General features: G+C 53.7%; 23 protein-coding genes. 7 read left to right on the top strand and 16 right to left on the bottom strand.

Features of this window, described 5'->3' with window-relative positions; all coding sequences use genetic code 11:
• Nucleotides 1-204: 204 nt before the first annotated feature.
• Nucleotides 205-1,536, top strand: a complete 1,332-nt coding sequence (paeA, locus tag AC6I8K_RS16580) for a polyamine export protein PaeA (RefSeq protein ID WP_064738392.1) — start codon at nt 205-207, stop codon at nt 1,534-1,536.
• A gap of 84 nt (nt 1,537-1,620) precedes the next feature.
• Here paeA and AC6I8K_RS16585 read toward each other — a convergent pair whose 3' ends face one another.
• Entirely contained in the window at nt 1,621-1,827 is a 207-nt protein-coding gene (locus AC6I8K_RS16585; RefSeq protein WP_007892150.1) for a DUF1107 domain-containing protein, read from the bottom strand.
• Nucleotides 1,828-2,140: 313 nt separating this feature from the next.
• On the opposite strand from AC6I8K_RS16585, the gene AC6I8K_RS16590 reads away from it, so the two are divergent.
• Nucleotides 2,141-2,704, top strand: a complete 564-nt coding sequence (locus AC6I8K_RS16590; protein WP_483816300.1) for a YtfJ family protein — start codon at nt 2,141-2,143, stop codon at nt 2,702-2,704.
• A gap of 83 nt (nt 2,705-2,787) precedes the next feature.
• On the opposite strand, the gene cysQ is transcribed toward AC6I8K_RS16590, so the two are convergent.
• On the bottom strand, nt 2,788-3,534 hold the full coding sequence (cysQ, locus tag AC6I8K_RS16595; protein WP_483816301.1) for a 3'(2'),5'-bisphosphate nucleotidase CysQ: 747 nt from the start codon (nt 3,532-3,534) through the stop codon (nt 2,788-2,790).
• 293 nt (nt 3,535-3,827) lie between these two features.
• On the opposite strand from cysQ, the gene AC6I8K_RS16600 reads away from it, so the two are divergent.
• The gene (locus AC6I8K_RS16600) at nt 3,828-5,774 is read left to right on the top strand and encodes a bifunctional 2',3'-cyclic-nucleotide 2'-phosphodiesterase/3'-nucleotidase (protein WP_497827100.1); all 1,947 of its coding nucleotides are present in this window, start codon (nt 3,828-3,830) and stop codon (nt 5,772-5,774) included.
• Between the two features lie 33 nt (nt 5,775-5,807).
• Here AC6I8K_RS16600 and bamJ read toward each other — a convergent pair whose 3' ends face one another.
• Complete coding sequence (bamJ, locus tag AC6I8K_RS16605; protein WP_064738388.1) at nt 5,808-6,428, bottom strand: BamJ family beta-barrel-assembly machinery protein; 621 nt, start codon at nt 6,426-6,428, stop codon at nt 5,808-5,810.
• A 216-nt stretch (nt 6,429-6,644) separates the two neighbouring features.
• On the opposite strand from bamJ, the gene AC6I8K_RS16610 reads away from it, so the two are divergent.
• Nucleotides 6,645-7,307 carry a LysM-like peptidoglycan-binding domain-containing protein gene (locus AC6I8K_RS16610; protein WP_497827101.1) on the top strand — a complete coding sequence of 221 codons (663 nt, stop codon included), beginning with the start codon at nt 6,645-6,647 and terminating at the stop codon, nt 7,305-7,307.
• Between the two features lie 56 nt (nt 7,308-7,363).
• On the opposite strand, the gene rplI is transcribed toward AC6I8K_RS16610, so the two are convergent.
• From rplI to rpsF, 4 genes are read right to left on the bottom strand one after another with little or no spacing between them, the layout of a single operon-like run.
• A complete protein-coding gene (gene rplI / locus AC6I8K_RS16615; RefSeq protein ID WP_008103594.1) occupies nt 7,364-7,813 on the bottom strand; it encodes a 50S ribosomal protein L9 in 450 nt (149 codons plus the stop codon).
• Between the two features lie 39 nt (nt 7,814-7,852).
• A complete protein-coding gene (gene rpsR / locus AC6I8K_RS16620) occupies nt 7,853-8,080 on the bottom strand; it encodes a 30S ribosomal protein S18 (protein WP_002210155.1) in 228 nt (75 codons plus the stop codon).
• 4 nt (nt 8,081-8,084) lie between these two features.
• On the bottom strand, nt 8,085-8,402 hold the full coding sequence (priB, locus tag AC6I8K_RS16625; RefSeq protein ID WP_007892027.1) for a primosomal replication protein N: 318 nt from the start codon (nt 8,400-8,402) through the stop codon (nt 8,085-8,087).
• A 6-nt stretch (nt 8,403-8,408) separates the two neighbouring features.
• Nucleotides 8,409-8,804: a 30S ribosomal protein S6 gene (rpsF, locus tag AC6I8K_RS16630; protein ID WP_007892026.1), complete on the bottom strand. Its 396-nt coding sequence runs from the start codon at nt 8,802-8,804 to the stop codon at nt 8,409-8,411.
• A 386-nt stretch (nt 8,805-9,190) separates the two neighbouring features.
• On the opposite strand from rpsF, the gene AC6I8K_RS16635 reads away from it, so the two are divergent.
• Complete coding sequence (locus AC6I8K_RS16635; RefSeq protein WP_064738387.1) at nt 9,191-9,400, top strand: hypothetical protein; 210 nt, start codon at nt 9,191-9,193, stop codon at nt 9,398-9,400.
• A 48-nt stretch (nt 9,401-9,448) separates the two neighbouring features.
• On the opposite strand, the gene yjfP is transcribed toward AC6I8K_RS16635, so the two are convergent.
• On the bottom strand, nt 9,449-10,198 hold the full coding sequence (gene yjfP, locus AC6I8K_RS16640) for an esterase (RefSeq protein WP_497827102.1): 750 nt from the start codon (nt 10,196-10,198) through the stop codon (nt 9,449-9,451).
• 157 nt (nt 10,199-10,355) lie between these two features.
• Here yjfP and AC6I8K_RS16645 point away from each other — a divergent pair, with 157 nt between their 5' ends.
• Together AC6I8K_RS16645 and bsmA are read left to right on the top strand one after the other, a co-directional pair.
• Nucleotides 10,356-12,287 carry a methyl-accepting chemotaxis protein gene (locus AC6I8K_RS16645; protein ID WP_483816305.1) on the top strand — a complete coding sequence of 644 codons (1,932 nt, stop codon included), beginning with the start codon at nt 10,356-10,358 and terminating at the stop codon, nt 12,285-12,287.
• A 54-nt stretch (nt 12,288-12,341) separates the two neighbouring features.
• Entirely contained in the window at nt 12,342-12,668 is a 327-nt protein-coding gene (bsmA, locus tag AC6I8K_RS16650) for a biofilm peroxide resistance protein BsmA (RefSeq protein WP_064738384.1), read from the top strand.
• Here the strand turns inward: bsmA and AC6I8K_RS16655 are convergent.
• The 8 genes from AC6I8K_RS16655 to hflK all read right to left on the bottom strand — a co-directional run bounded on the left by AC6I8K_RS16655 (nt 12,642) and on the right by hflK (nt 22,333).
• Entirely contained in the window at nt 12,642-14,270 is a 1,629-nt protein-coding gene (locus AC6I8K_RS16655; RefSeq protein WP_497827103.1) for an isovaleryl-CoA dehydrogenase, read from the bottom strand. The two genes, bsmA and AC6I8K_RS16655, sit on opposite strands and share 27 nt — an antisense overlap.
• Nucleotides 14,271-14,455: 185 nt before the next feature.
• Nucleotides 14,456-15,190 (bottom strand): 23S rRNA (guanosine(2251)-2'-O)-methyltransferase RlmB, encoded by a 735-nt coding sequence (gene rlmB, locus AC6I8K_RS16660; protein WP_007892019.1) that lies wholly within the window; start codon nt 15,188-15,190, stop codon nt 14,456-14,458.
• A 66-nt stretch (nt 15,191-15,256) separates the two neighbouring features.
• Nucleotides 15,257-17,704: a ribonuclease R gene (rnr, locus tag AC6I8K_RS16665; protein ID WP_497827104.1), complete on the bottom strand. Its 2,448-nt coding sequence runs from the start codon at nt 17,702-17,704 to the stop codon at nt 15,257-15,259.
• A gap of 16 nt (nt 17,705-17,720) precedes the next feature.
• Complete coding sequence (nsrR, locus tag AC6I8K_RS16670) at nt 17,721-18,164, bottom strand: nitric oxide-sensing transcriptional repressor NsrR (RefSeq protein ID WP_064738380.1); 444 nt, start codon at nt 18,162-18,164, stop codon at nt 17,721-17,723.
• Nucleotides 18,165-18,355: 191 nt separating this feature from the next.
• Nucleotides 18,356-19,654 (bottom strand): adenylosuccinate synthase, encoded by a 1,299-nt coding sequence (locus AC6I8K_RS16675; protein WP_064738379.1) that lies wholly within the window; start codon nt 19,652-19,654, stop codon nt 18,356-18,358.
• A 177-nt stretch (nt 19,655-19,831) separates the two neighbouring features.
• Nucleotides 19,832-20,032, bottom strand: coding sequence for a DUF2065 domain-containing protein (locus AC6I8K_RS16680; protein WP_064738378.1), 201 nt, complete (start codon nt 20,030-20,032; stop codon nt 19,832-19,834).
• A gap of 57 nt (nt 20,033-20,089) precedes the next feature.
• Nucleotides 20,090-21,094, bottom strand: a complete 1,005-nt coding sequence (gene hflC, locus AC6I8K_RS16685; protein ID WP_007892013.1) for a protease modulator HflC — start codon at nt 21,092-21,094, stop codon at nt 20,090-20,092.
• Nucleotides 21,095-21,097: 3 nt separating this feature from the next.
• Nucleotides 21,098-22,333: an FtsH protease activity modulator HflK gene (hflK, locus tag AC6I8K_RS16690; RefSeq protein ID WP_064738377.1), complete on the bottom strand. Its 1,236-nt coding sequence runs from the start codon at nt 22,331-22,333 to the stop codon at nt 21,098-21,100.
• Nucleotides 22,334-22,438 lie beyond the last annotated feature (105 nt).

Consider the following 22,438-nt stretch of genomic DNA (forward strand, 5'->3'; position numbering starts at 1 on the left):
GGCATGATAAGCGCTGCTGCTATAATCAGCGACCTGCAGGCCTCGCCTGCGTTCATTATCTGCCCCGACGTTACCCTTATCTTGTCGATATGGCGCAGACATTTTTGGCACGGATAGCCTGTTTGACTGGCAAGTACCGGATGTACGCCCACTCCCGCGCTGCCCAGGCCAAAAATGACAAGTTATTAACCCAACGGATCTTTTATGCTCGATAGCTTGCTTGTCATTCTTTTACTGATAGTCATCAGTTCATTTTTTTCTCTTTCGGAGATCTCGCTGGCGGCTGCCCGCAAGATCAAGCTGAAGCTGCTGGCTGACGAAGGCAATATCAACGCCCAGCGCGTGTTGAAAATGCAGGAACAACCTGGCATGTTCTTCACCGTGGTGCAGATTGGCCTGAATGCCGTTGCCATCCTTGGCGGTATCGTTGGTGATGCGGCCTTCTCACCTGCCTTTAATAGCCTGTTCAGCCACATCGTGGCACCGGAACTGGCTGAACAGCTCAGCTTTATCTGCTCCTTCACCATTGTTACCAGCCTGTTCATTCTGTTTGCTGACCTGACGCCAAAACGCGTCGGCATGATCGCACCGGAAGCCGTGGCGCTGCGTATCATCAACCCGATGCGCTTCTGCCTGGTGGTATTGCGTCCGCTGGTGTGGCTGTTTAACGGCCTGGCTAACGTCTTCTTCCGCATGTTCAAACTGCCGATGGTGCGAAAAGACGACATCACTTCTGACGATATTTATGCGGTGGTAGAAGCCGGCGCGCTGGCGGGTGTGCTGCGTAAGCAGGAGCATGAGCTGATTGAGAACGTGTTTGAGCTGGAATCGCGTACCGTGCCGTCTTCGATGACCTCGCGCGAGAATGTGGTGTGGTTTGATCTACACGAAGATGAAACCACGCTTAAAACCAAAATCGCACAGCATCCGCACTCCAAATTTATTGTCTGCGATGGCGATATCGACCATATCGTTGGCTATGTTGATTCCAAAGAGCTGCTGCTGCGTGTGCTGGGCAACCAAAGCCTGACGCTGAACAGCGGCGTGCAGATTCGCTCGGCGCTGATTGTGCCGGACACGCTGACGCTCTCCGAAGCGCTGGAAAGCTTCAAAACCGCGGGCGAAGATTTCGCGGTGATCATGAACGAATATGCGCTGGTGGTGGGCATCATTACGCTGAATGACGTGATGACCACGCTGATGGGCGATTTGGTCGGACAAGGTCAGGAAGAGCAGATTGTCGCGCGTGATGAGAACTCATGGCTGGTGGAAGGCGGTACGCCAATTGATGACGTGATGCGCGTGCTGGATATCGATGATTTCCCGCAGTCTGGCAACTACGAAACGATTGGTGGCTTCATGATGTATATGCTGCGCAAGATTCCGAAGCGTACCGACTTTGTGAAGTTTTCCGGCTATAAGTTTGAAGTGGTGGATATTGATAGCTATCGCATCGATCAGTTGCTGGTCACGCGTATTGATGAGCGCCCGCCCGTGCTGAATGTGACGAAGAATGCCGTGGAAGAATCGGAATAAACTTCAGTTTGATCCTGACTAAAAAACAAGGCGCGATTAATCGCGCCGCTACGGGGCGCCATTGGCGCCCTTTTTTATACTTGCTTAGTTGTACTCGGCTTGCAGTCGCAGCACCTGGCGATTGATTTCTGACATCACGCTGAGATGCTGTTTATCTTTGACGCGCGGCAACATCACTTTGCCTTTATCAAACTCGAACGCGCCCACATCCTTGATGTACAACCTTCCTCTAAATAGCGTTTTTACATATTTCGCAATTTGCAGCGGATTATAGCGCTGGAAGATCTTCATGCTGTTTAACTCCTAAAATGTTTAATACGCTCCGTCGTAACCAAATTTGGTACGAACCCATGAAGCGCAAATGAGGCATAACTATAGAGCATCCTTTCTTACCCATGTTCCGAAAAAGTGAATTATTTACTGAATTGACACATCATTACAGAATACTCTGTTATCAGCTTCACTAAACCCAGTATAAACCTTCACTCATTAAGGAATTGTGGCATAGGTTGCAAACCTGTTAACTCATTGCGACAGACGCATCATCCATGCCTAATATTGCAGGAACATGAACAACTGGTCGGATCACCAAGGAGTTTGATAAATGCGTTTGAGACACACTGTGATAGCACTGGCACTTCTGCTGCCTAACCTTGCTTCGGCACATGCATTCAAACTGGGTGAACGCGTGCCCGCCGTTGGCATTAGCGACAGAGGAGAGCTGGTTTATCAACAAGATAAAGACAAGTTTAGCTACAAATCCTGGAATAGCGCGCAGCTGAGTGGAAAAGTTCGCGTCATTCTGCACATTGCCGGTCGCTCTTCCGCTAAAGAGCAGAACGCGGCGTTAATTGAAGCCATTAAAGCCGCGCATCTGCCGCACGATCGTTATCAAACCACCACCATCGTAAATACCGATGACGCGATTCCGGGCACCGGCATGTTCGTACGCAGCAGCATTGAGAGCAATAAGCAGCAATTTCCGTGGTCGCAGTTCATCATCGATAGCAACGGCAGCGCGCGTCAGGCCTGGCAGCTGGAGAAGGGTGGAGCCGCGATTGTGGTGCTGGATAACACCGCACACGTGCGTTACGTCAAAGATGGCCCGCTGACGCAGGATGAAGTGCAGCAAGCGATGAAGTTGATTCATGAGTTGTTGCAGAAGTGAGCGGCGTAAAGTCGTTCAGATGAGCACCGCACCACATCATTGCACATTCCGTCACGGCGCGATTTATCGCGCCGTGACCAATCTTAAAACAGCGAAACGCGGAAGCCGGGATTAAGGAATGATTCGCGCGGTGCGTAATCGAGCGTTTTGCCCTGCCAGTCGTGGACATGCGCGCCGGCTGCAATGGCCACCGCATGTCCTGCGCCGGTATCCCAGATGTTCGTTGGTCCGAAACGCGGATAAAGTTGCGCGCTGCCTTCGGCCACCAGACAGAACTTCAGCGATGAACCAATCGCCGTGGTTTGATGCTCACCAAGCTGATGCAGATACTCCTGCAACTCGGTATCGCTATCAAAATGCGAACGGCTAACGACCACTAACGGTGGACGCGCCTCACGCGCGTGAATTTGCGTCTGCTGACCCTTCTCTTCTTTCCAGGCTTTACCTTCAGCAGCTGAGTACATTACGCCCAGCACCGGCGCATACACCACGCCCAACACCGGTTTGCCGTTTTCGATTAGCGCAATGTTCACCGTGAACTCGCCGTTGCGCTTGATGAACTCCTTGGTGCCATCCAGCGGATCGACCAGCCAATATTTTTGCCAGTGCTGACGCACGTCCCAGCTCGGTGGATCCTCTTCAGACAGCACCGGTACATCTGGCGAAAGCGCCGTTAGTCCCTGAACAATGATACGGTGCGCAGCGAGATCGGCCGCCGTCACCGGCGAATCATCCGACTTGCGGGTTACGTCTACTGGCTCTGCGCCGTTATACACCTGCATGATGGCATCGCCCGCTTCACGTGCCAGCTGACAAATTTTATCTAACATTATTTACCTCTTTTCCGCTGATTCTGCCTGTCAGACACTAACCGCCAATCTGTATTCATTTTAGCAGTTGTCCTTCAACAGCCTGCGGCTGCACGGACTGCTGCGGCAATCTATATGATTATCAATACCATAGTTAATCGATGGCGGCTATGGCGGGATGCTGAATGCGCTTTTGCCCTGACGCGGCGGCAGATATTGGATGAAAGTCCGAGCTCCATCACAAATTGAAATGATAATTCGTCATGGTTTTACATTATTTTGAGAGGCCCATTGGACCGAACAAGGAGCAAGCGATGTTGAAAGCGAGCATGTCGTTATTGGCACTCTGTATTACTGCCGCCACGGTACAGGCTGCAACGGTGGATCTGCGCATTCTGGAAACCACCGATCTGCACAGCAATATGATGGATTTCGATTATTACAAAGATACGCCGACCGAGAAATTTGGCCTGGTGCGCACTGCCACCTTAATTCAGCAAGCGCGCGCTGAAGCGAAGAACAGCGTGCTGGTCGATAACGGCGATATCATTCAGGGCAGCCCGCTGGGCGATTACATGGCGGCGAAAGGACTAAAACAGGGTGAGGTGCATCCCGTCTACAAAGCGATGAACACGCTGGATTACGCCGTTGGTAACCTTGGTAATCATGAATTCAATTATGGCTTGCCGTACCTGCAAAAAGCGCTGGCCGGTGCGCGTTTTCCCTACGTCAACGCCAATATTATCGATGAAAAAAGCGGAAAACCGCTGTTTACACCCTACCTCATCAAGGAAACCACGGTCGCAGACCGCGAAGGTAAGCCGCATACGCTGAAAATTGGTTACATCGGCTTCGTTCCCCCGCAGATTATGGTTTGGGATCGCAACAATCTGCAGGGAAAAGTACGGGTTGATGACATCACTGAAACAGCGAAGCGCTATGTGCCGGAAATGCGCGCAAAAGGTGCTGAAATAATCGTCGCTATTCCGCACTCCGGTTTAAGCAGTGAACCCTATCACGCCATGGCAGAAAATTCGGTTTACTACCTCAGCCAGGTTCCCGGTATCAATGCCATTATGTTCGGCCATGCACATGCGGTATTCCCGAGCAAAGAGTTCGCCGCCATTAAAGGTGCTGATATTGCTCAGGGCACGCTCAATGGTGTGCCGGCCGTGATGCCCGGCATGTGGGGAGATCATCTTGGCGTGGTCGATTTGGTGCTGAATAACGACGGCGGCCAATGGCGGGTGGCGCAGGGCAAAGCTGAAGCGCGACCGATTTATGACAGCGCGGCGAAAAAATCGCTGGCCGCCGAAGATGCCAACCTGGTGCGAGTGCTGGAGCAGGATCATCGCGCCACGCGTGAGTTTGTTGCCAAACCGATCGGCAAATCTGCCGACGTGATGTACAGCTATCTGTCGCTGGTGCAGGACGATCCCACGGTACAAATCGTCAACAACGCGCAGCGCGCTTATGTTGAGCACTTTATTCAGGGCGATCCCGATCTGGGCCGCTTGCCGGTGCTTTCAGCCGCTGCGCCTTTCAAAGCCGGCGGTCGTAAAAACGATCCTGCAAGTTATGTTGAAGTGGAAAAAGGCAATCTCACCTTCCGCAATGCCGCCGATCTCTACCTCTATCCCAACACGTTGGTGGTGATGAAGGTCAGCGGTGCGCAGGTGAAGGAGTGGCTGGAGTGCTCAGCCGCGCAGTTTAATCAAATCGATCCGCACAGCAGCAAACCGCAATCACTGATTAACTGGGATTTCCGCACCTATAACTTCGATGTGATTGATGGCGTGCAGTACCAAATCGACGTCACGCAACCGCCGCGTTACGATGCGGAATGCACGATAATCAACAAAGAGGCTTCGCGCATTAAAGGTCTTAGCTGGCAAGGCAAGCCTATCGACCCTCATGCAACGTTCCTGGTCGCTACCAATAACTACCGCGCTTACGGCGGCAAGTTTGCCGGTACCGGCGATAAGTATGTCGCGTTCGCGTCACCGGATGAGAACCGCTCGGTGGTTGCCGCCTACATCAGCAGCGAAACCAAAACGCATGGCGAAGTGAAACCGCAGGCGGATCACAACTGGCGCTTAGCCCCCATTAGCAGCACCACGCCGTTGGATATCCGTTTTGAAACCGCGCCTGGCGCGAAAGCGACGACATTTATCGAGCAGCATGCTGATTATCCGATGAAAGCGGTGGGCAGCGATGAGATAGGTTTTGCGTTGTGGCAGGTGGATTTGCAGAAGAAGTGACGATCAAGGGCGGCGATAGCCGCCCTTCAGAGCTTACAGAATTTCCAGCAGCTCGACTTCGAAGACCAGAGTGCTGAATGGCGGGATAGAGGCACCAGCACCGCGCTCGCCGTAAGCGAGGTTGTGTGGAATCGCCAGTTCCCACTTGGAACCAACTGGCATCAGGGTCAGCGCTTCGATCCAACCCGCGATAACGCCGCTGACCGGGAATTCTGCCGGTTCGCCACGCGCCACTGAGCTATCGAATACGGTGCCATCGATCAGTTTACCGGTGTAATGCACGCGGACACGATCCTGACGTGAAGGGATTGGACCCTCGCCCTGAGTGATTACGCTGAACTGCAGACCGGTTTCGGTGCTGCTTACGCCTTCGCGCTGCGCGTTTTGCTCAAGGAAAGTCTGACCTTCTGCCGCCATCGCTTCTACACGCTCACGACGCACGCCTTCTGCGCGCTCGTGCACTTCACGCAGTGCGCGATGTACCACGTCAACCGGGACGGCCGGCGAGTTCCCTTCCAGCGCGTCGCGCAGGCCGGCGAGCAGTGCTTCTGGCTGCAGACCCTGCAGTCCAGACTCTTGCAACTGCTGGCCTACCTGTAAACCGATACCGTAACTTGCTTGTGATTCGACGCTGTCGAATGAAGGGGTCGTCATTTTGTTTCCTTAATCCCGGAGAAAAATAGAACCGGCAGCATACCAGCGCGGGCGGCTGGCGTAAAATCTCACGCGCCGCAGATGACATTTCCCGGCGAAACGGAAACAATACCCCGGTCAAATTTTTCAATGCTGCCAGGCACTTCCTGTCAGCATTGCTCATACTATAGCTGTGGCAAGGTTTTCACCTGCCACCGTCGGCACAAGAGAGAATACATGGGCCAGATTGCCCCACGACGTCGCAGGACGCGCGCACCGCGTACTTTATTACCTTGGTTGCAACGTTGGCTGCCGCGCATTTCGCGCCAAGCCGCCAGCGAGGAGGATTCACGAATGGCTTCCGATCACCCTTCCCGCGTTCCCGTCGCACTGCAGCGCGTCTGGCATCTGCTGGATAATGTGCGCTGGATGGATCCGCTGCCCGCTTTTCATCGTCGTGGCATTGTCATTGCATTGCTGGTGCTGCTGCTGGCGTTTCTGTGGCCGAGCACTACGCCGCAGTACCCGGTTGAGCGTCCGGCTGACAATCCCGCTAAAGAAGTGCCAATGCAGGCGGAGATTTACGATAACAAGCAACAGCAGCAACAGCAGAATACGCCGCCGAAAACCGATTCGCAGGGCGAATGGCGCACTTACAACGTGGCGTCGGGTCAGACGCTAGCGCAGCTGTTCCGTGATAACAATTTGCCGGTCAATGATGTATTTGCCATGGCGCGTGTCGAAGGTGATGGGCAGCCATTAAGCGCGTTGCAGAATGGTCAGCAGGTGAAGATTCGTCAGAATGCGCAAGGCATGGTGACGGGGTTAACAGTGGATGGCAGCAACGGCCCGGTGCTGTTTACGCGCCAACCAGATGGCAGCTTTATCCGCGCCCAGTAGTACGCAGAAACAAAAACGCCGGCACAAGGCCGGCGTTTTTACATTACCGAGTAAAATTACTCAGCAACTACATTCACAACCAGTTTAGCGAAGACTTCGCTATGGATCTGGAAGTCAACTTCGTGCTCACCGGTGGTGCGCAGTACGCCTTCTGGAAGACGAACTTCGCTTTTAGCCACTTCAACGCCAGCTGCAGTTACTGCATCAGCGATGTCACGGGTACCGATGGAACCGAACAGTTTACCAGCGTCGCCTGATTTAGACGCGATGGTTACGTTGCCCAGTGCGTTGATTTTCTCTGCACGTGCGTTAGCAGCAGCCAGAACGTCAGCCAGTTTGGCTTCCAGTTCAGCGCGACGTGTTTCGAAGAACTCAACGTTTTTCTTGGTAGCAGGAACAGCTTTACCCTGTGGAACCAGGAAGTTACGAGCGTAGCCCGCTTTAACGTTAACCTGATCACCCAGGCTGCCCAGGTTTGCTACTTTATCAAGCAGAATAACTTGCATTACCTTATCCTCTTAAAGTCGTTAATGGACAACTACCGATTACTGATGACGATCAGTGTACGGAAGCAGGGACAGGTAGCGAGCGCGCTTGATGCAACGAGCGAGCTGGCGCTGGTATTTTGCACGAGTACCGGTGATACGGCTCGGGACAATTTTACCGCTTTCGGTAATGTAGTTTTTCAGTGTAGCGATATCTTTGTAATCAATCTCTACAACGCCTTCCGCGGTGAAACGGCAGAACTTGCGACGACGGAAATAACGTGCCATTTGGCTAGTCTCCAGAATCTATCAAATCAATCTGCTCGGCATGTAACACCATTCTACTCTGACCATTGCGTGCCTGATGGCAGCTAATAAAGCCTTCGAGAGTGAGTTGCGTGCCGACCGTTATATGTTGAGTAATCACCTGATGGGTGCTGCCGCTGATAATCACCGGCATTTGACACCAGGCTTGCCGGTGAAAACCGGCTTCCTCTTGCACAGAACGATGCTCAAGCACGAACTGGCAATGAGGAATCCCTGACGGACTGACTTTTCGAACCGGCGTCTTGCACACAGTGCCAGACAGGCGCAGTCGATTTGCCGTCATGTCGGATTACTCTTCAGAATCCCCAGCATCTGAGTCATCAGCCGATTCGTTAGCAAAGTCTTCGCGGCGATCACGACGCTCGTCTTTGGCTTTAACCATCGGAGATGCTTCAGTTACCGCGTGCTTAACGCGCATAACCATGCTGCGGATAACGGCGTCGTTGAAGCGGAAGTTAGTTTCCAGCTCGTCAATCACTTCCTGCGGCGCTTCTACGTTCAGCAGAACATAGTGAGCTTTGTGCAGTTTGTTGATTGGGTAAGCCAGCTGACGGCGGCCCCAGTCTTCCAGACGGTGAATCGTGCCCTGTGCACCGGTGATAGCACCAGTGTAACGCTCGATCATACCTGGAACCTGTTCGCTCTGGTCAGGGTGGACCATAAATACGATTTCGTAATGACGCATCGATAGCTCCTTACGGATTATTCAGCCTCCTGTCAGGGTCAGCTGCGGCCCACGGAAGCAAGGAACGTTATAGGTTGTGAATCATTTAAAAAATGAAACACACCTCTGAATGCAGCTGAAAAATTGACGCGTAATCATACTGGCGTCCTTGCGGAAACTCAAGCGCACAATTCATCAAATGGCGACTATCGTGCCAGCTGATGCGGCTTTTTGTGCTAAGTGAGGTGCTTCAGGGAGTTAGATGACACTTTGTCAAAATCGCTGAAGAAGGCGTTCAACGGGACGATCTGGCGGCAAACTGGTTAAGAACTACACTATTTACAGACGCCACGATTTACCCTTTTCGAAACGTCTGAGAGTGCAATCCCTGGAGTGAGGAGTCGATAATGAAAACGATCATTTTCGCCACTTTACTGGGTCTCTTCCTGTCTACACCCGCTCTTGCCAGCACCGCTGACTTCGCGCAGCAGATGAGAAGTCACAGCAGCAACGCGGCATCAGGCTATGTCTACGTCAATCGGCTGGATGCGCCTGCCAGCAGTAACCCAGTCAGTGCCAATACCAGCGCCGCCGAACGGTTGTCATCACAACTTTAAAACGGCCTACCGAAACGGGCTGGCGCCAATCACGCCAACCCGCGTTGTTTATAAGTGATGTTTAAAGAAACTGACCAACGCGGTTAGCGCCGAAGGCGTGATTTTATGGCCGATATTCGTCTCAGAAAGCGAAGTCATCTGCTGATCTAATCCAGCTTCGCGTAAGGCTTTCTCCAGCCGTACCGTTTCGGCAAACGGTACCACTTCATCCGCTTCGCCGTGCCATAGCAGCAAAGGCCGATTCGCCAGCTTCTTCAGTTGTTCACTGGGATCGTACGGTGCCAGCGGCGCTAAACGTGCGGCAAAAGCCGCTTTCTGTTCTGGCGTACGCGCCACCAGCGGCGGAAAAAGCGTATGACTCAGTTGCATAAAATAGCCGGAACCCATTAAGCACGCCACGCTATGGATCTGCGGATAGCGCGCCATCGCGCCCAGTGCGGTCATGCCGCCCATCGAGGCTCCCGCCACGGCAAAACGCTCATCAGCAATCCAGTCGTTATCGCGCAGCACCTTTTCCAGCAACGGCACTTCATCGATGTTCTGTTTGAGGATTTCCCAAAAGTGGGTCATCCGCGCGTCGGTATCGCCGTTATAACGTGCGCCGTGCATGTCCGCATCGGGCATAATCACGCGAAAACCGGCCTGCGCCAGCGCCACGGCAAAGTAGCTGTAAACCTCTTTGGATGAGGTAAAACCGTGATAGAACAACACCGTCGGCAAGCGCGCCTGGCGCTGCCCGGCCGGTGATGCATGAATACATTCGATGCCTGCCAGATTCTCCGTCGCCAACTCAATCATACCGCCTCCATTGAGAATGATTATCACTGGACTGAGTGTAAGCGCTACGTGCCAAAATGCGAGCCACTTCACATTAAGTTTGAATAATTCCCGCCCTAAACATTTAGCGTATTTTGCCGTTGATCTTGTACCCCTAAATAAACTCAAAAGGTACTTTATGAAGCGTCTTTCTCTCAGCGCCATGGGTCTCGGAATTAAGCTGTCTGTATTGACGTCTTTGAGCGTGGCAATTGTGCTATTTACGCTGACCTTAACCCTGAGCCATAACGCAGCACGCCAGCTCGAGCAGTTGGCAACCGATGATATGCAAAATCAGGTGCAAGGCATCAATGAAATGGCCACCATGTTCAACGCCACGCTGTCAGAAGAGGTGGCGAATTACACCAAATTGTTCCAAAGCTTCCTGCCTAAACGCTTTAGTCGTGATGAAAACGAACGCATTCAGGTGGGCGAATTCAGTACGCCAACACTGCGTGCCGGGCTGAAAACCCTTAATCTCGATCAGATCGCGGTCGATGATTTCCTCGACCGCACCGGCGCGGTATCAACCATTTTCGTGCGCGACGGTGAGGATTATGTGCGCATCTCTACCTCACTGAAAAAAGAGGATGGCAGTCGGGCGATTGGCACCAAACTCGATCGCAGTAGCGCGGCCTGGCGCAACGTCAATCAGGGCACGGTTTATCGTGGCCTGGCGACGCTGTTCGGTCATCGCTACATCACGCAGTATCAGCCGGTGCAGGATAGCAGCGGCGCGGTGATCGCCATTCTGTTCGTAGGCGTGCAGATCGATGCGCAATATGGATTGATGCGCGACAAAGTGCTGGCGCGTCATCTTGGCGACAGCGGCACCTTCTCGGTGCTGAACGGTGCGCCGGGTAAAAACCAGGGCCAATATCTGTTTGATCGTCAATCTGAAGGAAAACTGCCGCGCTGGGATAGCGCCACTCAGCAGCAACTGCTTAGCCAGCCGAAGGGATTGGTCACAGTTGAAATCGATGGCGAAACCAAACTGCTAGCGTGGCAACAGTTGCCTGGCTGGAACTGGATTATTGCCGGTGAAGTGAGCCGTGCCAGTCTGTTGGCGCCCATCACGCACAGCCGTAATCTGTTTATTGCCATTGGGCTGGCGCTGGTGATCGTTTTTGCCATGAGTTTTATGTGGTACAGCCGCCGCGCTATCACGCGCCCGTTGCAGCAGGTCATTCATCTGGCTGAACAGTACGCCGCCGGTAATCTGCAGGCTCATCTCGACTCTTCGCGCCGCGATGAAATTGGTCAACTGATCAGCGCGATCAACGGCATTGGCGATGGACTGGAGAAAGTCGTCAGTCAGGTACGTTCAGCCGCGCGTGAAATCAGCAGTGGCACCGATACTATCGCCGCCAGCAGCTCCAGCATCAGTGAACAGATTGGTCGTCAGGCCAGCAGCGTGGAAGAAACCTCAGCCAGCATGGAGCAGTTTGGCGCCACGGTGGCACAAACCGCGGCCAATGTGCGTCAGGCCATGGCACTGGTCGGTGAAGCGGCAAACACCGTGAATCACGGTGGCAGCACCGTGGCACGTTCGGTAGAAACCATGTCGGAGATTCGCGTGGCATCGCAAAGTATCGCCGATATCACCCATGTGATTGAGTCGATTGCTTTCCAGACCAACATTCTGGCGCTCAATGCCGCCGTTGAAGCCGCGCGCGCCGGTGAACACGGTAAAGGCTTTGCGGTGGTCGCGGCGGAAGTCCGTGCGCTGGCACAGCGCAGTGCCACGGCGGCGAAGGAGATTGATGGGTTGATCGCCAGCTCAATCGACAAAGTGGCGGCGGGCCACACGTTGTCGGAGCAAACACGCGATGCAATGAGCCATATCGTCAATCACATCGAGCAGGTTAAAAACCTGATGGGTGAGATCAATATTGCCGCGCAGGAACAGGCGGCGGGCATTGGTCAGGTGAATCTGGCGATGAACCACATCAGTCAGGCCACTCATCAAAGCAGCGATATGATTAACCAGTCAGAAACCACCGCCATTCATCTGAGTAAGAAAGGCCATCATCTGACGCAGTTGGTGAGCATTTTTCATCTGAAGGACTAAAAGCCACAGGAAGATGGCTTACACTTGAGCCATCTTCCTGCTTCAGGAGTTGCTATGCGTACTCTCTTTTTGGCTTTGACTCTGCTGCTCAGCGGCTGCGCCGCGTTTACCACCACACCACAAGCTCCGCCGCCGCCAACGCAGCACGCGCAGGAGATTTCACGCGCCCAGAGTGTTGGCCTGCCTAAGCTCGGTAACATCACCGCCACCACGCGCGGCTCGCCGGATGATGCACAGCGCGCTATTGCCGCCAAAGCCAATCAGGCGGGCGCGGTTTACTATCAAATTCTGATGCTGGATGAAACCACCATTCCCAGCTTCTGGTACGCCACCGCCATTCTTTATGGCGCGCCATCAACCGGTGCTGCAGCGCAACAGTAAGCGCGCGCAGAGATCGCCGCTTAATGCACGCGAGCCGCGCAGATCAAGATGCTGCTGACACCAACCATCGGCCAGTGGCAGTTCTGCCACTTTTAGCAGAATCGCAGCACTCGCCAGCTGCAGCAGTTCGCGCGTGGTCTCGCGTGCCTGCCCTTCGCGGGGATTTGCGAGCTGCAAGCGTAATTGACGCCAGCGGCGATCAAAGTGACGATTGCTGCCTTTTACCGCATCAAACTCATCATGTAACATGGTCATCACCTCGGCATGACGTCCGAGTACACGCAGGACATCAAGGCACATCACATTGCCGGAGCCTTCCCAAATGCTGTTGACTGGCATTTCGCGATAGAGGCGCGGCAGCTCGCTCTCTTCGCAATAACCAATGCCACCTAACACTTCCATCGCTTCCGCGACAAAGGGGATACCCGCCTGACAGACAACATATTTAGCGGCGGGTGTGAACAAGCGTGCATATAAGCGCTCATGCTCGCTGGCGGGGGTTGACCAGGCGCGCGCCAGCCGCAACAGCAATGCGGTTTGGCCCTCCAGCTGCAGCGCTTGCTGCGCCAGCACCGCGCGCATCAGCGGCTGATCGATAAGGTTCTTGCCCATCACCTGACGCCGTTGCGCATGGTGTACGGCAATCGACAGCGCACGGCGCATTTGTCCATGGCTACCCAGCGCGCAGTCAAAGCGCGTCATGCCGCCCATCTTCAGGATCAGCCGCACGCCGTTGCCCTCCTCGCCCATCAGCCAGCCAACGGCATCCTGAAACTCCACTTCCGCGCTGGCATTGGAGCGATTACCGAGCTTGTCTTTGAGGCGTTCGATGCGGATAGCGTTGCGTGTGCCATCAGGCAGCAAGCGGGGCAGGAAGAAGCAACTTAAACCTTGTGAGGTTTGCGCCAGAACCAGATGTGCATCGCTTTGCGGTACCGAGAAAAACCATTTGTGGCCGGTGATACGATACGCTTCGCCCGGCCCGCGCACACCGAGCGGTTCGGCGCGTGTGGTGTTACTCAACACATCGGTGCCGCCCTGTTTTTCCGTCATGCCCATGCCAATCAGCAGGCCACGTTTCTTATTGCCCGGCAGATGATGCGCATCGTAACGATCGCTGAGCAGCGCTTCGCGCCAGTCAGCATAGGGTTCAGGCAGATGATTCTGCAGCAGCGGAATGGCGGCGTGCGTCATCGTGACGGAACAGAGCGAGCCTGCTTCAACTTGCGCATGCAGGATAAATCTTGCGGCACGCGCCACCATCGCCTGCGGCTGTACGTCGGGCTGCCAGCTGAGATTGTGTAGACGGCTGGCGCATAATCCTTGCATCAAAAGATGCCAGGCGGGATGAAAACGCACTTCGTCAAGACGTTCGCCGCGCGCGTTGTAACGCAGCAATTCCGGCGCTTCAACGTTGGCTAAGCGGCCTAATTCGAGGGATTCTGCACTGCCAAGTTGCAGACCAACTGAAGCCAGCCATTCACGATCCCAGCTGGCACCTTCGCGGACTACCGCCTCGCACAAAGCAATATCGCGCGTGAACAGGTTGCTGTTGCTGAGCGGATGGGGCTGATTGAATACGGTGTGGGTGGTCCAGGTCATAAATATCCCCGTCATACTTCGAGCTACAGGTGCGTTGGCTGCGTGTGTTCACCCCAGTCACTTACTGATGTAAGCTCCTGGGGACTTACGCACTTGCCGCCTTCCTGTAACTCGAATTATTTAGGGTATAAGTATGTAGCTGTTTTGCAGTTATGCCCGGCCTGGAAAATTTTTTGCGGCGGGGATCACGCCTGACGCTGACGAACGGCTTCGAACAGACATACACCGGTGGCAACGGACACGTTAAGTGATGAAACGCTGCCGGCCATTGGGATGCTGATCAGTTCATCGCAGTGTTCACGCGTTAAACGACGCATCCCTTCACCTTCCGCCCCCATCACCAGCGCCATTGGACCGGTCATTTTACTTTGGTAAACGGTGTGATCGGCTTCGCCCGCCGTACCCACTACCCAGACGTTGTATTCCTGCAGCAAACGCAGGGTACGCGCCAGGTTAGTCACACGAATCAACGGCACGTTTTCCGCCGCACCGCTGGCCACTTTCTTCGCCGTGGCATTCAACGGGGCTGCGCGATCTTTCGGCACGATCACCGCATGCACGCCTGCGGCGTCAGCGCTACGCAGGCAAGCGCCAAGATTGTGCGGATCGGTAACGCCATCCAGTACCAGCAAGAAGGGTTTCTCCAGGCTCTGCAGCAGATCCGGTAAATCACCTTCCTGGTATTGCTTACCGGGTTTCACACGCGCCACGATACCTTGATGCACGCCGCCTTCAACCTGGCTATCCAGCCATTGACGATTGGCAACCTGCACCGGGATTCCCTGAGCTTCCAGTGCGAGGATCAGCGGCTGCAGGCGACGATCTTCGCGGCCTTTAAGGATAAAGACTTCCTGGAAACGCTGTGGATCGCGTTCCAGTAGCGCCTGCACGCTATGAATACCAAAAATTATTTCACTCATTACTTTGCTCAAGGTTGGATTTGATACGTTGAAAACTGGCCCATTCGGGCCAGCCATCTTCAGGCTTTAGGCTTCGCCCGGCTTCTTCTTAGATACGCGCTTGGCCTTGGTGGCGGCGGCGATTTTACGGGTTTTTTCGGAGACTTTTTTGCCTTTTTTCTCAGTTTTAGCCGGTTGTTCAGCAAGCGCAGGCTTCTTCTCGCTGCGGAACGCTGAATCAGGCTCGAAAGTTCCCTTCTTACCGGCATCACGACGACGTTTAGCGGGCGGTTTGCCGCCACGTTTCTCACGCTCGCGCTCAGTTTTGCCTTCGCCACGCGGTACGCGCTTGCTGGAGATCAGCGCGAAGTCGATTTTGCGCTCGTCCATATGTACCGCGTCAACGCGCACTTCCACCGCATCGCCAAGGCGATAAGTGCGGCCGCCGGATTCACCAATCAGACGCTGGCCCACCGCATCGAAGCGATAATAATCGTTATCCAGTGCGGAGACGTGTACCAGACCATCGATAAACAGATCGTTAAGGCGCACGAAGAATCCAAAACCAGTCACGCTGGAGATCACGCCGTTGAACACGTTACCAACCTGATCTTGCATGAAGTCACACTTCAGCCAATCCGCGACATCACGCGTGGCTTCATCAGCACGACGCTCGGTTAGCGAGCAGTGTTGACCGAGCTGCAGCATCTGCTGCATATCGTAGTGATAACCGCCGGTCGGCGTGGTGATGCCATCCACTTCACCCTTCTCTTTCGCCAGCAGATACTTGATGGCGCGATGCAGAAGTAAGTCCGGATAACGGCGAATCGGTGAGGTAAAGTGCGCATAAGACGCCAGCGCCAGGCCGAAGTGACCACGGTTTTCCGGATCGTAAACTGCCTGCTTCATCGAACGCAGCAACATGGTTTGCAGCATTTCGGCGTCTGGACGATCGGCCACTTGCTTCAGCAGAGCAGCATAATCGGTTGGGTGTGGCTTAGCGCCGCCCGGCAGGCTTAAGCCCAGCTCGTTCAGTACGGTACGGAAGCTTTTGATGCTGTCTTCGCTTGGACGATCGTGATCGCGGAACAATGCAGGCTCTTCGTTTTTCTCAACAAAACGCGCCGACGCGATATTAGCGAGAATCATGCACTCTTCAATCAGCTTATGCGCATCATTGCGTGAGGTGCGCTCAACGCGCTCAATGCGACGCTCGGCGTTGAAGATGAACTTGGCTTCGTCGGTTTCAAACGAGATGCCGCCACGCTGCTCACGCGCGGTCTCCAGCACCTGGTACATGTTGTGTAACTCATGCAGATGGGGAACCTGCGCCGCATATTGTTCGCACAGATCGGCATCACCTTGCAGAATGTTCCACACTTTGTTGTAAGTCAGTCGCGCATGGGAATTCATCACCGCTTCATAGTGTTTGAAACCGGTAAGTTTGCCGCTGGAGGAGATGGTCATCTCACACACCATGCACAAACGATCAACCTGCGGATTCAGCGAGCATAAGCCGTTGGAGAGAATCTCCGGCAGCATCGGGATAACCTGCGACGGGAAATAGACGGATGTGCCACGCTGATGCGCTTCATCATCCAGCGGCGTACCCGGACGCACGTAATAGCTCACATCGGCAATCGCCACCCACAAACGCCAGCCGCCGCCGCGCTTTTTCTCGCAGAAGACCGCGTCATCAAAGTCGCGCGCATCTTCACCGTCGATGGTGACCAGCGGCAGCTTGCGTAAATCAACACGCCCACGCTTTGCCTCTTCCGGAACGTCTTCTTTCAGCTTAGCGACCTGCTTCTCTACCTCTTCCGGCCAGGTGTGCGGGATTTCATGGGTGCGCACCGCCATATCAACAGCAAGGCTGGTCCCCATATCATCGCCCAGCAGTTCAGTAACTTTACCGAGCGCTTTAGTGCGACGCGTGGCACGCTGAGTAATCTCAACCACCACCACGGAACCCATACGCGCATTCAGCGTTTCTTCCTGCGGGATTAGGATGTCGAAGCTCAGACGGCTATCGTCTGGCACCACAAATCCGGTACCTGCATCGGTAAAGTAACGGCCGACGATCTGGCTGTTACGTGGCTCAAGCACACGTACCACGCGCGCTTCGCGACGACCTTTACGATCGGCGCTGCCCGGCTGCGCCAGAATCACATCGCCGTGCAGGCAGAACTTCATCTGTTCGGCAGAGAGATAGAAATCATCTTTCTGTCCTTCAACACGCAGGAAGCCGTAGCCATCGCGGTGACCAATCACTTTACCGCGGATAAGATCGAGACGTTCCGGCAGGGCGTAACATTGACGGCGCGTAAACACCAGCTGACCATCACGTTCCATCGCCCGCAGACGGCGACGCAGCGCTTCCAGCTGCTCTTCGCTGGTGATATTCAATTCCTGCGCGATGTCATCGCGGTTGGTCGGTTTTTCCCTTTTTTCTAACAGAGCCAGAATAAATTCGCGGCTTGGAATAGGGTTTTCGTATTTTTCAGCTTCTCTATCCTGAAAAGGATCTTTTGACATTACGGTTCCTCCGATGTCATTTAATTTGGATTGCCACCGGCGGTTCGGACAACAAAAGTTGGTACAGCGAGTCGTTGTTTTTGACCAAATCGGCCAGCGTGTACTTGTCCAGTTCCTTGAGGAATAGCTGGACCGCATCGTGCAATGCTTTACGCAAACGACAGGCAGGCGTAATCACGCACTCGTCACAATTCACCAACTGCAATGGCTCCATTCTACGCACCACATCGCCAATGACGATTTTTTCCGGGTCCATGCCTAAACGAATTCCGCCGTTTTTACCGCGTGTAGCGGCGACAAAGCCAGCCCGGCTAAGTTGGTTGATGATTTTAACCATATGGTTACGCGATACCCCATAGGTATCGGTGACTTCGGTAATGTTGGTCTGCTTACCTTCCGGTAACGTCGCCATGTAAATCAGGGCACGCAGACCATAATCGGTAAAACTTGTTAGCTGCACATATACCTCAGTGAATCATCGGACGTTATGGTTATGCGCCGGTCGGCGTGATGTTTAAGTATGATGATAAACCAGAGCGTGGTGGCCGGTGCGTTTTTTTCAGGCAAGTATCGATATTTGCAAGAAAAAATAGAGTGAGTGGGGTCAAAGATTAGAAATACAAAGGCCGGACATTGTCCGGCCTGAGGAGATTATGCGTCGAACGGATCGCGCAGAATCATGGTCTCACTACGGTCTGGGCCGGTAGAAATAATATCAATCGGCACGCCAGTCACATCTTCTACACGCTTAATGTAGTCGCGTGCCGCTTGCGGCAGACCTTCCACCGTTTTCACGCCAAAGGTCGTTTCGCTCCAGCCTGGCATGGTTTCGTAAATCGGCTCAATGCCTTCCCAACCTTCAGCCGCCAGCGGCGTGGTGGTCATTTCGCGGCCATCAGGCATGCGATAAGCCACACAGATTTTCACTTCTTTCAGGCCATCCAGCACATCCAGTTTGGTCATGCAGAAACCTGACAGTGAGTTGATCTGTACTGCACGGCGCACAGCAACCGCATCCAGCCAGCCGGTACGACGACGACGACCGGTCGTCGCGCCAAACTCGTTACCTTGAGCACACAGGAACTCGCCGGTTTCGTCAAACAGTTCGGTCGGGAATGGACCTGCACCCACGCGCGTTGAGTAGGCTTTCACGATACCCAGCACGTAATCAACATAGCGTGGGCCAATACCAGAACCGGTCGCTACGCCACCTGCGGTGGTGTTAGATGAGGTTACGTACGGATAAGTACCGTGATCGATATCCAGCAGCGTACCCTGCGCACCTTCAAACATGATCAGGTCGCCACGCTTACGCGCGCCGTCCAACAGATCAGACACGTCAACCACCATGCTGGTAATGATGTCGGCAACCGCCAGCGTATCACTCAACACTTTTTCGTAGTCAACTGCGTCAGTTTTGTAATAGTTAACCAGTTGGAAGTTGTAGAAATCGACGATCTCTTTCAGCTTCACCGCAAAGGTTTCTTTGTTGAAGAGATCGCTCACGCGCAGACCGCGACGAGCCACTTTATCTTCATAAGCAGGACCGATACCACGACCGGTAGTGCCGATAGCTTTGGCGCCACGCGCTTTTTCACGCGCTACATCCATTGCTACGTGGTATTGCAGAATCAATGGGCAGGCTTCAGAGATCAGCAGACGTTCACGTACCGGCACACCGCGTTCTTCCAGACCTTTCATCTCTTTCATCAGCGCTTCAGGCGACAGTACAACGCCGTTACCAATGATGCTGGTGACGTTTTCACGCAGGATGCCAGATGGAATTAAGTGGAGGACGGTTTTTTCACCGTTGATGACAAGTGTGTGGCCTGCATTATGGCCACCTTGGTAACGCACGACGTAATTCGCGCGCTCTGTCAGAAGGTCTACGATCTTACCTTTACCTTCGTCACCCCATTGGGTGCCCAGTACGACGACGTTCTTACCCATTTTTTCAAAATCACCGATTGCTTAAAAATGGATTCTACCACCTGACTTTTACTCTTTCAGCACTTTTAGCATACGATTGCGCTGTTTTTTGCCTGAGTTTTGCTCAGCTCACAACATGTTGGGTGAACAGTGGCCAACAGACACAACTGAGTCGTACGACATCACATTAATTTTTACTTATCCTCGCGCATGCATGCTGATCATGGCGTAAATCACTACGCCGGCCACCACTAATCCGCCACCAAAACGATGGAGGAGACGATCGGGTAATTGTGTCATCGCCAGGATCATGCGGCGCCAGGCACGTGGCATAAACATCGGCCCAAGACCTTCCAGCACCAAAACCAAAGCCAGCGCCATCCAGATGGTTGAGTTCATGATTTTTTCCCAAAAAAAAGGCCGACAACATTGTCGGCCTGGACTTTATATCAGTTCTTAACGCGTGGCGTTAGAGGGCGCTTTCATATAGCGGAAGAAATCGCTATCCGGGCTCAGCACCAACACATCCTGATTGTCTGAGAAGCTATTCTCATAGGCACGCAGGCTGCGGATAAAGGCGTAGAAATCCGGATCTTTGCTGAAAGCATCGGCAAACAATTTAGCCGCTTCACCATCACCTTCACCACGTGAAATCAGCGCTTCACGCTGAGCTTCTGCCAGCGTACGCGTCACCTGATAATCGGCCTGCGCGCGCAGTTTCTCTGCTTCTTCCTGACCTTGTGAACGCTGACTACGCGCTACCGCTTCACGCTCAGCGCGCATACGGTTGTAGATCGCGTCAGACACTTCAGTCGGCAAGTTGATCTGCTTGATACGCACGTCGACAACCTGAATACCCAACGCAGCCATGCTGTTCGGGTTTGGTGCCGGTTCGCTGCTATTGGTTTCACGCTCTACGCGTGCCGCCGCATTGGCAATCGCATCATCGGCTGCAGGAGTCTGAACGTCATCATCATTGCCCGCACTACCGGTGTTCAGCGCATCGCGAACGTCGGTAGTCAAACGACCACGCGAATCGGTTACGATGTCTTTCACATCCAGACGACCCATTTCAGAACGCAGACGGTCACTGAATTTACGCTTCAGCAACACTTCAGCCTGAGAAACATCGCCACCACCGGTTGCGAGGTAGTAACGGCTGAAATCACTGATGCGCCATTTGATGTAGGAATCAACGATCAGGTCTTTCTTCTCTTTAGTAACAAAGCGGTCGGCTTGGTTATCCATGGTTTGAATGCGCGCATCCAGTGATTTCATGGTTTCGATAAACGGAATTTTGAAATGCAGACCCGGTGCGTACACCAGCGGTTTGTTTTCGTCATCACGCAGAACTTTACCAAAGCGCAGCACGATGCCACGCTGGCCTTCCTGCACCACGAACAGTGACGCGTAAAGCACCACCAGCACTACAATAATTACGGCGATGATTGGCTTACGCATCGATTACTCCCTCCCCTGGCGCTGGGTATCGTTGCGCAGCGCATTAGCGCGACGCTGATCCATGATGCTGTCTGGACTGTATGATGAAGTATCTCCACGGTTCGCACTGCTATCGGACGACGAAGGAGACTTCATTAAATTAGTCATTTTTTGACCGCCCTGGCCAGATGCCTGACCACCGCGCATCAGTTGATCCAATGGCAGAACGGTCAAATTGCTACCACGATCGCTGATTAATACCTTGCGGGTATGGCTCAACACACGTTCCATGGTTTCAATGTAGAGACGTTCTTTAGTGATTTCTGGTGCAGCTTTATATTCTGGCAGCAAGCGGGCAAAGCGTGCTACTTCACCCTGCGCTTCTAACACCGTACGTTCTTTGTAAGCACGACCCTCTTCGAGGATACGCTGCGCCTGGCCATTGGCACGCGGCTGAACTTCGTTCGAATAAGCTTCAGCTTCACGAACATACTGTTCGCGGTTTTCACGCGCGGCAATCGCATCATCGAACGAGGCTTTAACTTCTTCCGGTGGACGCGCCGCCTGGAAGTTTACGTCCAGCAAGGTAATACCCATGTTGTACGGACGGATAGTCTCGTCAAGTTCACGCTGCGTTTCGCTACGTACCACGGTACGACCTTCCGTCAGGATGCGGTCCATGGTTGAGCGACCAATGACGCCACGCAAGGCGCTGTCAGTGGCCTGACGCAGACTGTCGTCGGCGCTGGTCACGGCATACAGATAACGCTCAGGATCGGTGACGCGGTACTGCACGTTCATCTCAACGCGCACCACGTTCTCGTCGGAAGTCAGCATCACGCCAGACGCCGCCAGTTCACGTACCGCTTCAACATTCACGGCGCGAACTTGATCGATAAAGGTCGGTTTCCAGTTAAGGCCAGGCTCAACCAAATGGCTGAATTTGCCAAAACGTGTAACGACGCCACGTTCCGCTTCTTTAATGGTGTAGAAACCGCTAGCCGCCCAGATAACAACTGCTGCTACGGCAACAATGCCAACCACTTTGCCACCGCTACCGCCGCTGCGTTGGCCATTGTCATTCTGTTTGCCACCGCCCAGTCCACCGAGTTTTTTACTCAGCTTTCGGAAGATATCATCCAGATCAGGTGGTCCCTGATCGCGACCTCCTTTATTTCCCCCAGAGTTGCCGCCTTGATTATTGCTGCTTCCCCACGGGTCGCGGTCCTGTCCGTTATTTCCGGGCTGATTCCACGCCATGTCTCTACTCCATTTATTGTATTTACGTTTTTTACCCTTCATCTTCCGGATTGCAGCTTCGTTGGCTGCCTTCGTTCACCGCAGTCACTTACTGATGTAAGCTCC

The organism is Pantoea sp. X-Soil-ISGK-421, from assembly GCF_059730785.1.

Bases quoted from the DNA above. Each gene is read 5' to 3' on its own strand.
- paeA (WP_064738392.1), top strand. From the start codon at position 205: ATGCTCGATAGCTTGCTTGTCATTCTTTTACTGATAGTCATCAGTTCA.
- AC6I8K_RS16585 (WP_007892150.1), bottom strand. From the start codon at position 1,827: ATGAAGATCTTCCAGCGCTATAATCCGCTGCAAATTGCGAAATATGTA.
- AC6I8K_RS16590 (WP_483816300.1), top strand. From the start codon at position 2,141: ATGCGTTTGAGACACACTGTGATAGCACTGGCACTTCTGCTGCCTAAC.
- cysQ (WP_483816301.1), bottom strand. From the start codon at position 3,534: ATGTTAGATAAAATTTGTCAGCTGGCACGTGAAGCGGGCGATGCCATC.
- AC6I8K_RS16600 (WP_497827100.1), top strand. From the start codon at position 3,828: ATGTTGAAAGCGAGCATGTCGTTATTGGCACTCTGTATTACTGCCGCC.
- bamJ (WP_064738388.1), bottom strand. From the start codon at position 6,428: ATGACGACCCCTTCATTCGACAGCGTCGAATCACAAGCAAGTTACGGT.
- AC6I8K_RS16610 (WP_497827101.1), top strand. From the start codon at position 6,645: ATGGGCCAGATTGCCCCACGACGTCGCAGGACGCGCGCACCGCGTACT.
- rplI (WP_008103594.1), bottom strand. From the start codon at position 7,813: ATGCAAGTTATTCTGCTTGATAAAGTAGCAAACCTGGGCAGCCTGGGT.
- rpsR (WP_002210155.1), bottom strand. From the start codon at position 8,080: ATGGCACGTTATTTCCGTCGTCGCAAGTTCTGCCGTTTCACCGCGGAA.
- priB (WP_007892027.1), bottom strand. From the start codon at position 8,402: ATGACGGCAAATCGACTGCGCCTGTCTGGCACTGTGTGCAAGACGCCG.
- rpsF (WP_007892026.1), bottom strand. From the start codon at position 8,804: ATGCGTCATTACGAAATCGTATTTATGGTCCACCCTGACCAGAGCGAA.
- AC6I8K_RS16635 (WP_064738387.1), top strand. From the start codon at position 9,191: ATGAAAACGATCATTTTCGCCACTTTACTGGGTCTCTTCCTGTCTACA.
- yjfP (WP_497827102.1), bottom strand. From the start codon at position 10,198: ATGATTGAGTTGGCGACGGAGAATCTGGCAGGCATCGAATGTATTCAT.
- AC6I8K_RS16645 (WP_483816305.1), top strand. From the start codon at position 10,356: ATGAAGCGTCTTTCTCTCAGCGCCATGGGTCTCGGAATTAAGCTGTCT.
- bsmA (WP_064738384.1), top strand. From the start codon at position 12,342: ATGCGTACTCTCTTTTTGGCTTTGACTCTGCTGCTCAGCGGCTGCGCC.
- AC6I8K_RS16655 (WP_497827103.1), bottom strand. From the start codon at position 14,270: ATGACCTGGACCACCCACACCGTATTCAATCAGCCCCATCCGCTCAGC.
- rlmB (WP_007892019.1), bottom strand. From the start codon at position 15,190: ATGAGTGAAATAATTTTTGGTATTCATAGCGTGCAGGCGCTACTGGAA.
- rnr (WP_497827104.1), bottom strand. From the start codon at position 17,704: ATGTCAAAAGATCCTTTTCAGGATAGAGAAGCTGAAAAATACGAAAAC.
- AC6I8K_RS16675 (WP_064738379.1), bottom strand. From the start codon at position 19,654: ATGGGTAAGAACGTCGTCGTACTGGGCACCCAATGGGGTGACGAAGGT.
- AC6I8K_RS16680 (WP_064738378.1), bottom strand. From the start codon at position 20,032: ATGAACTCAACCATCTGGATGGCGCTGGCTTTGGTTTTGGTGCTGGAA.
- hflC (WP_007892013.1), bottom strand. From the start codon at position 21,094: ATGCGTAAGCCAATCATCGCCGTAATTATTGTAGTGCTGGTGGTGCTT.
- hflK (WP_064738377.1), bottom strand. From the start codon at position 22,333: ATGGCGTGGAATCAGCCCGGAAATAACGGACAGGACCGCGACCCGTGG.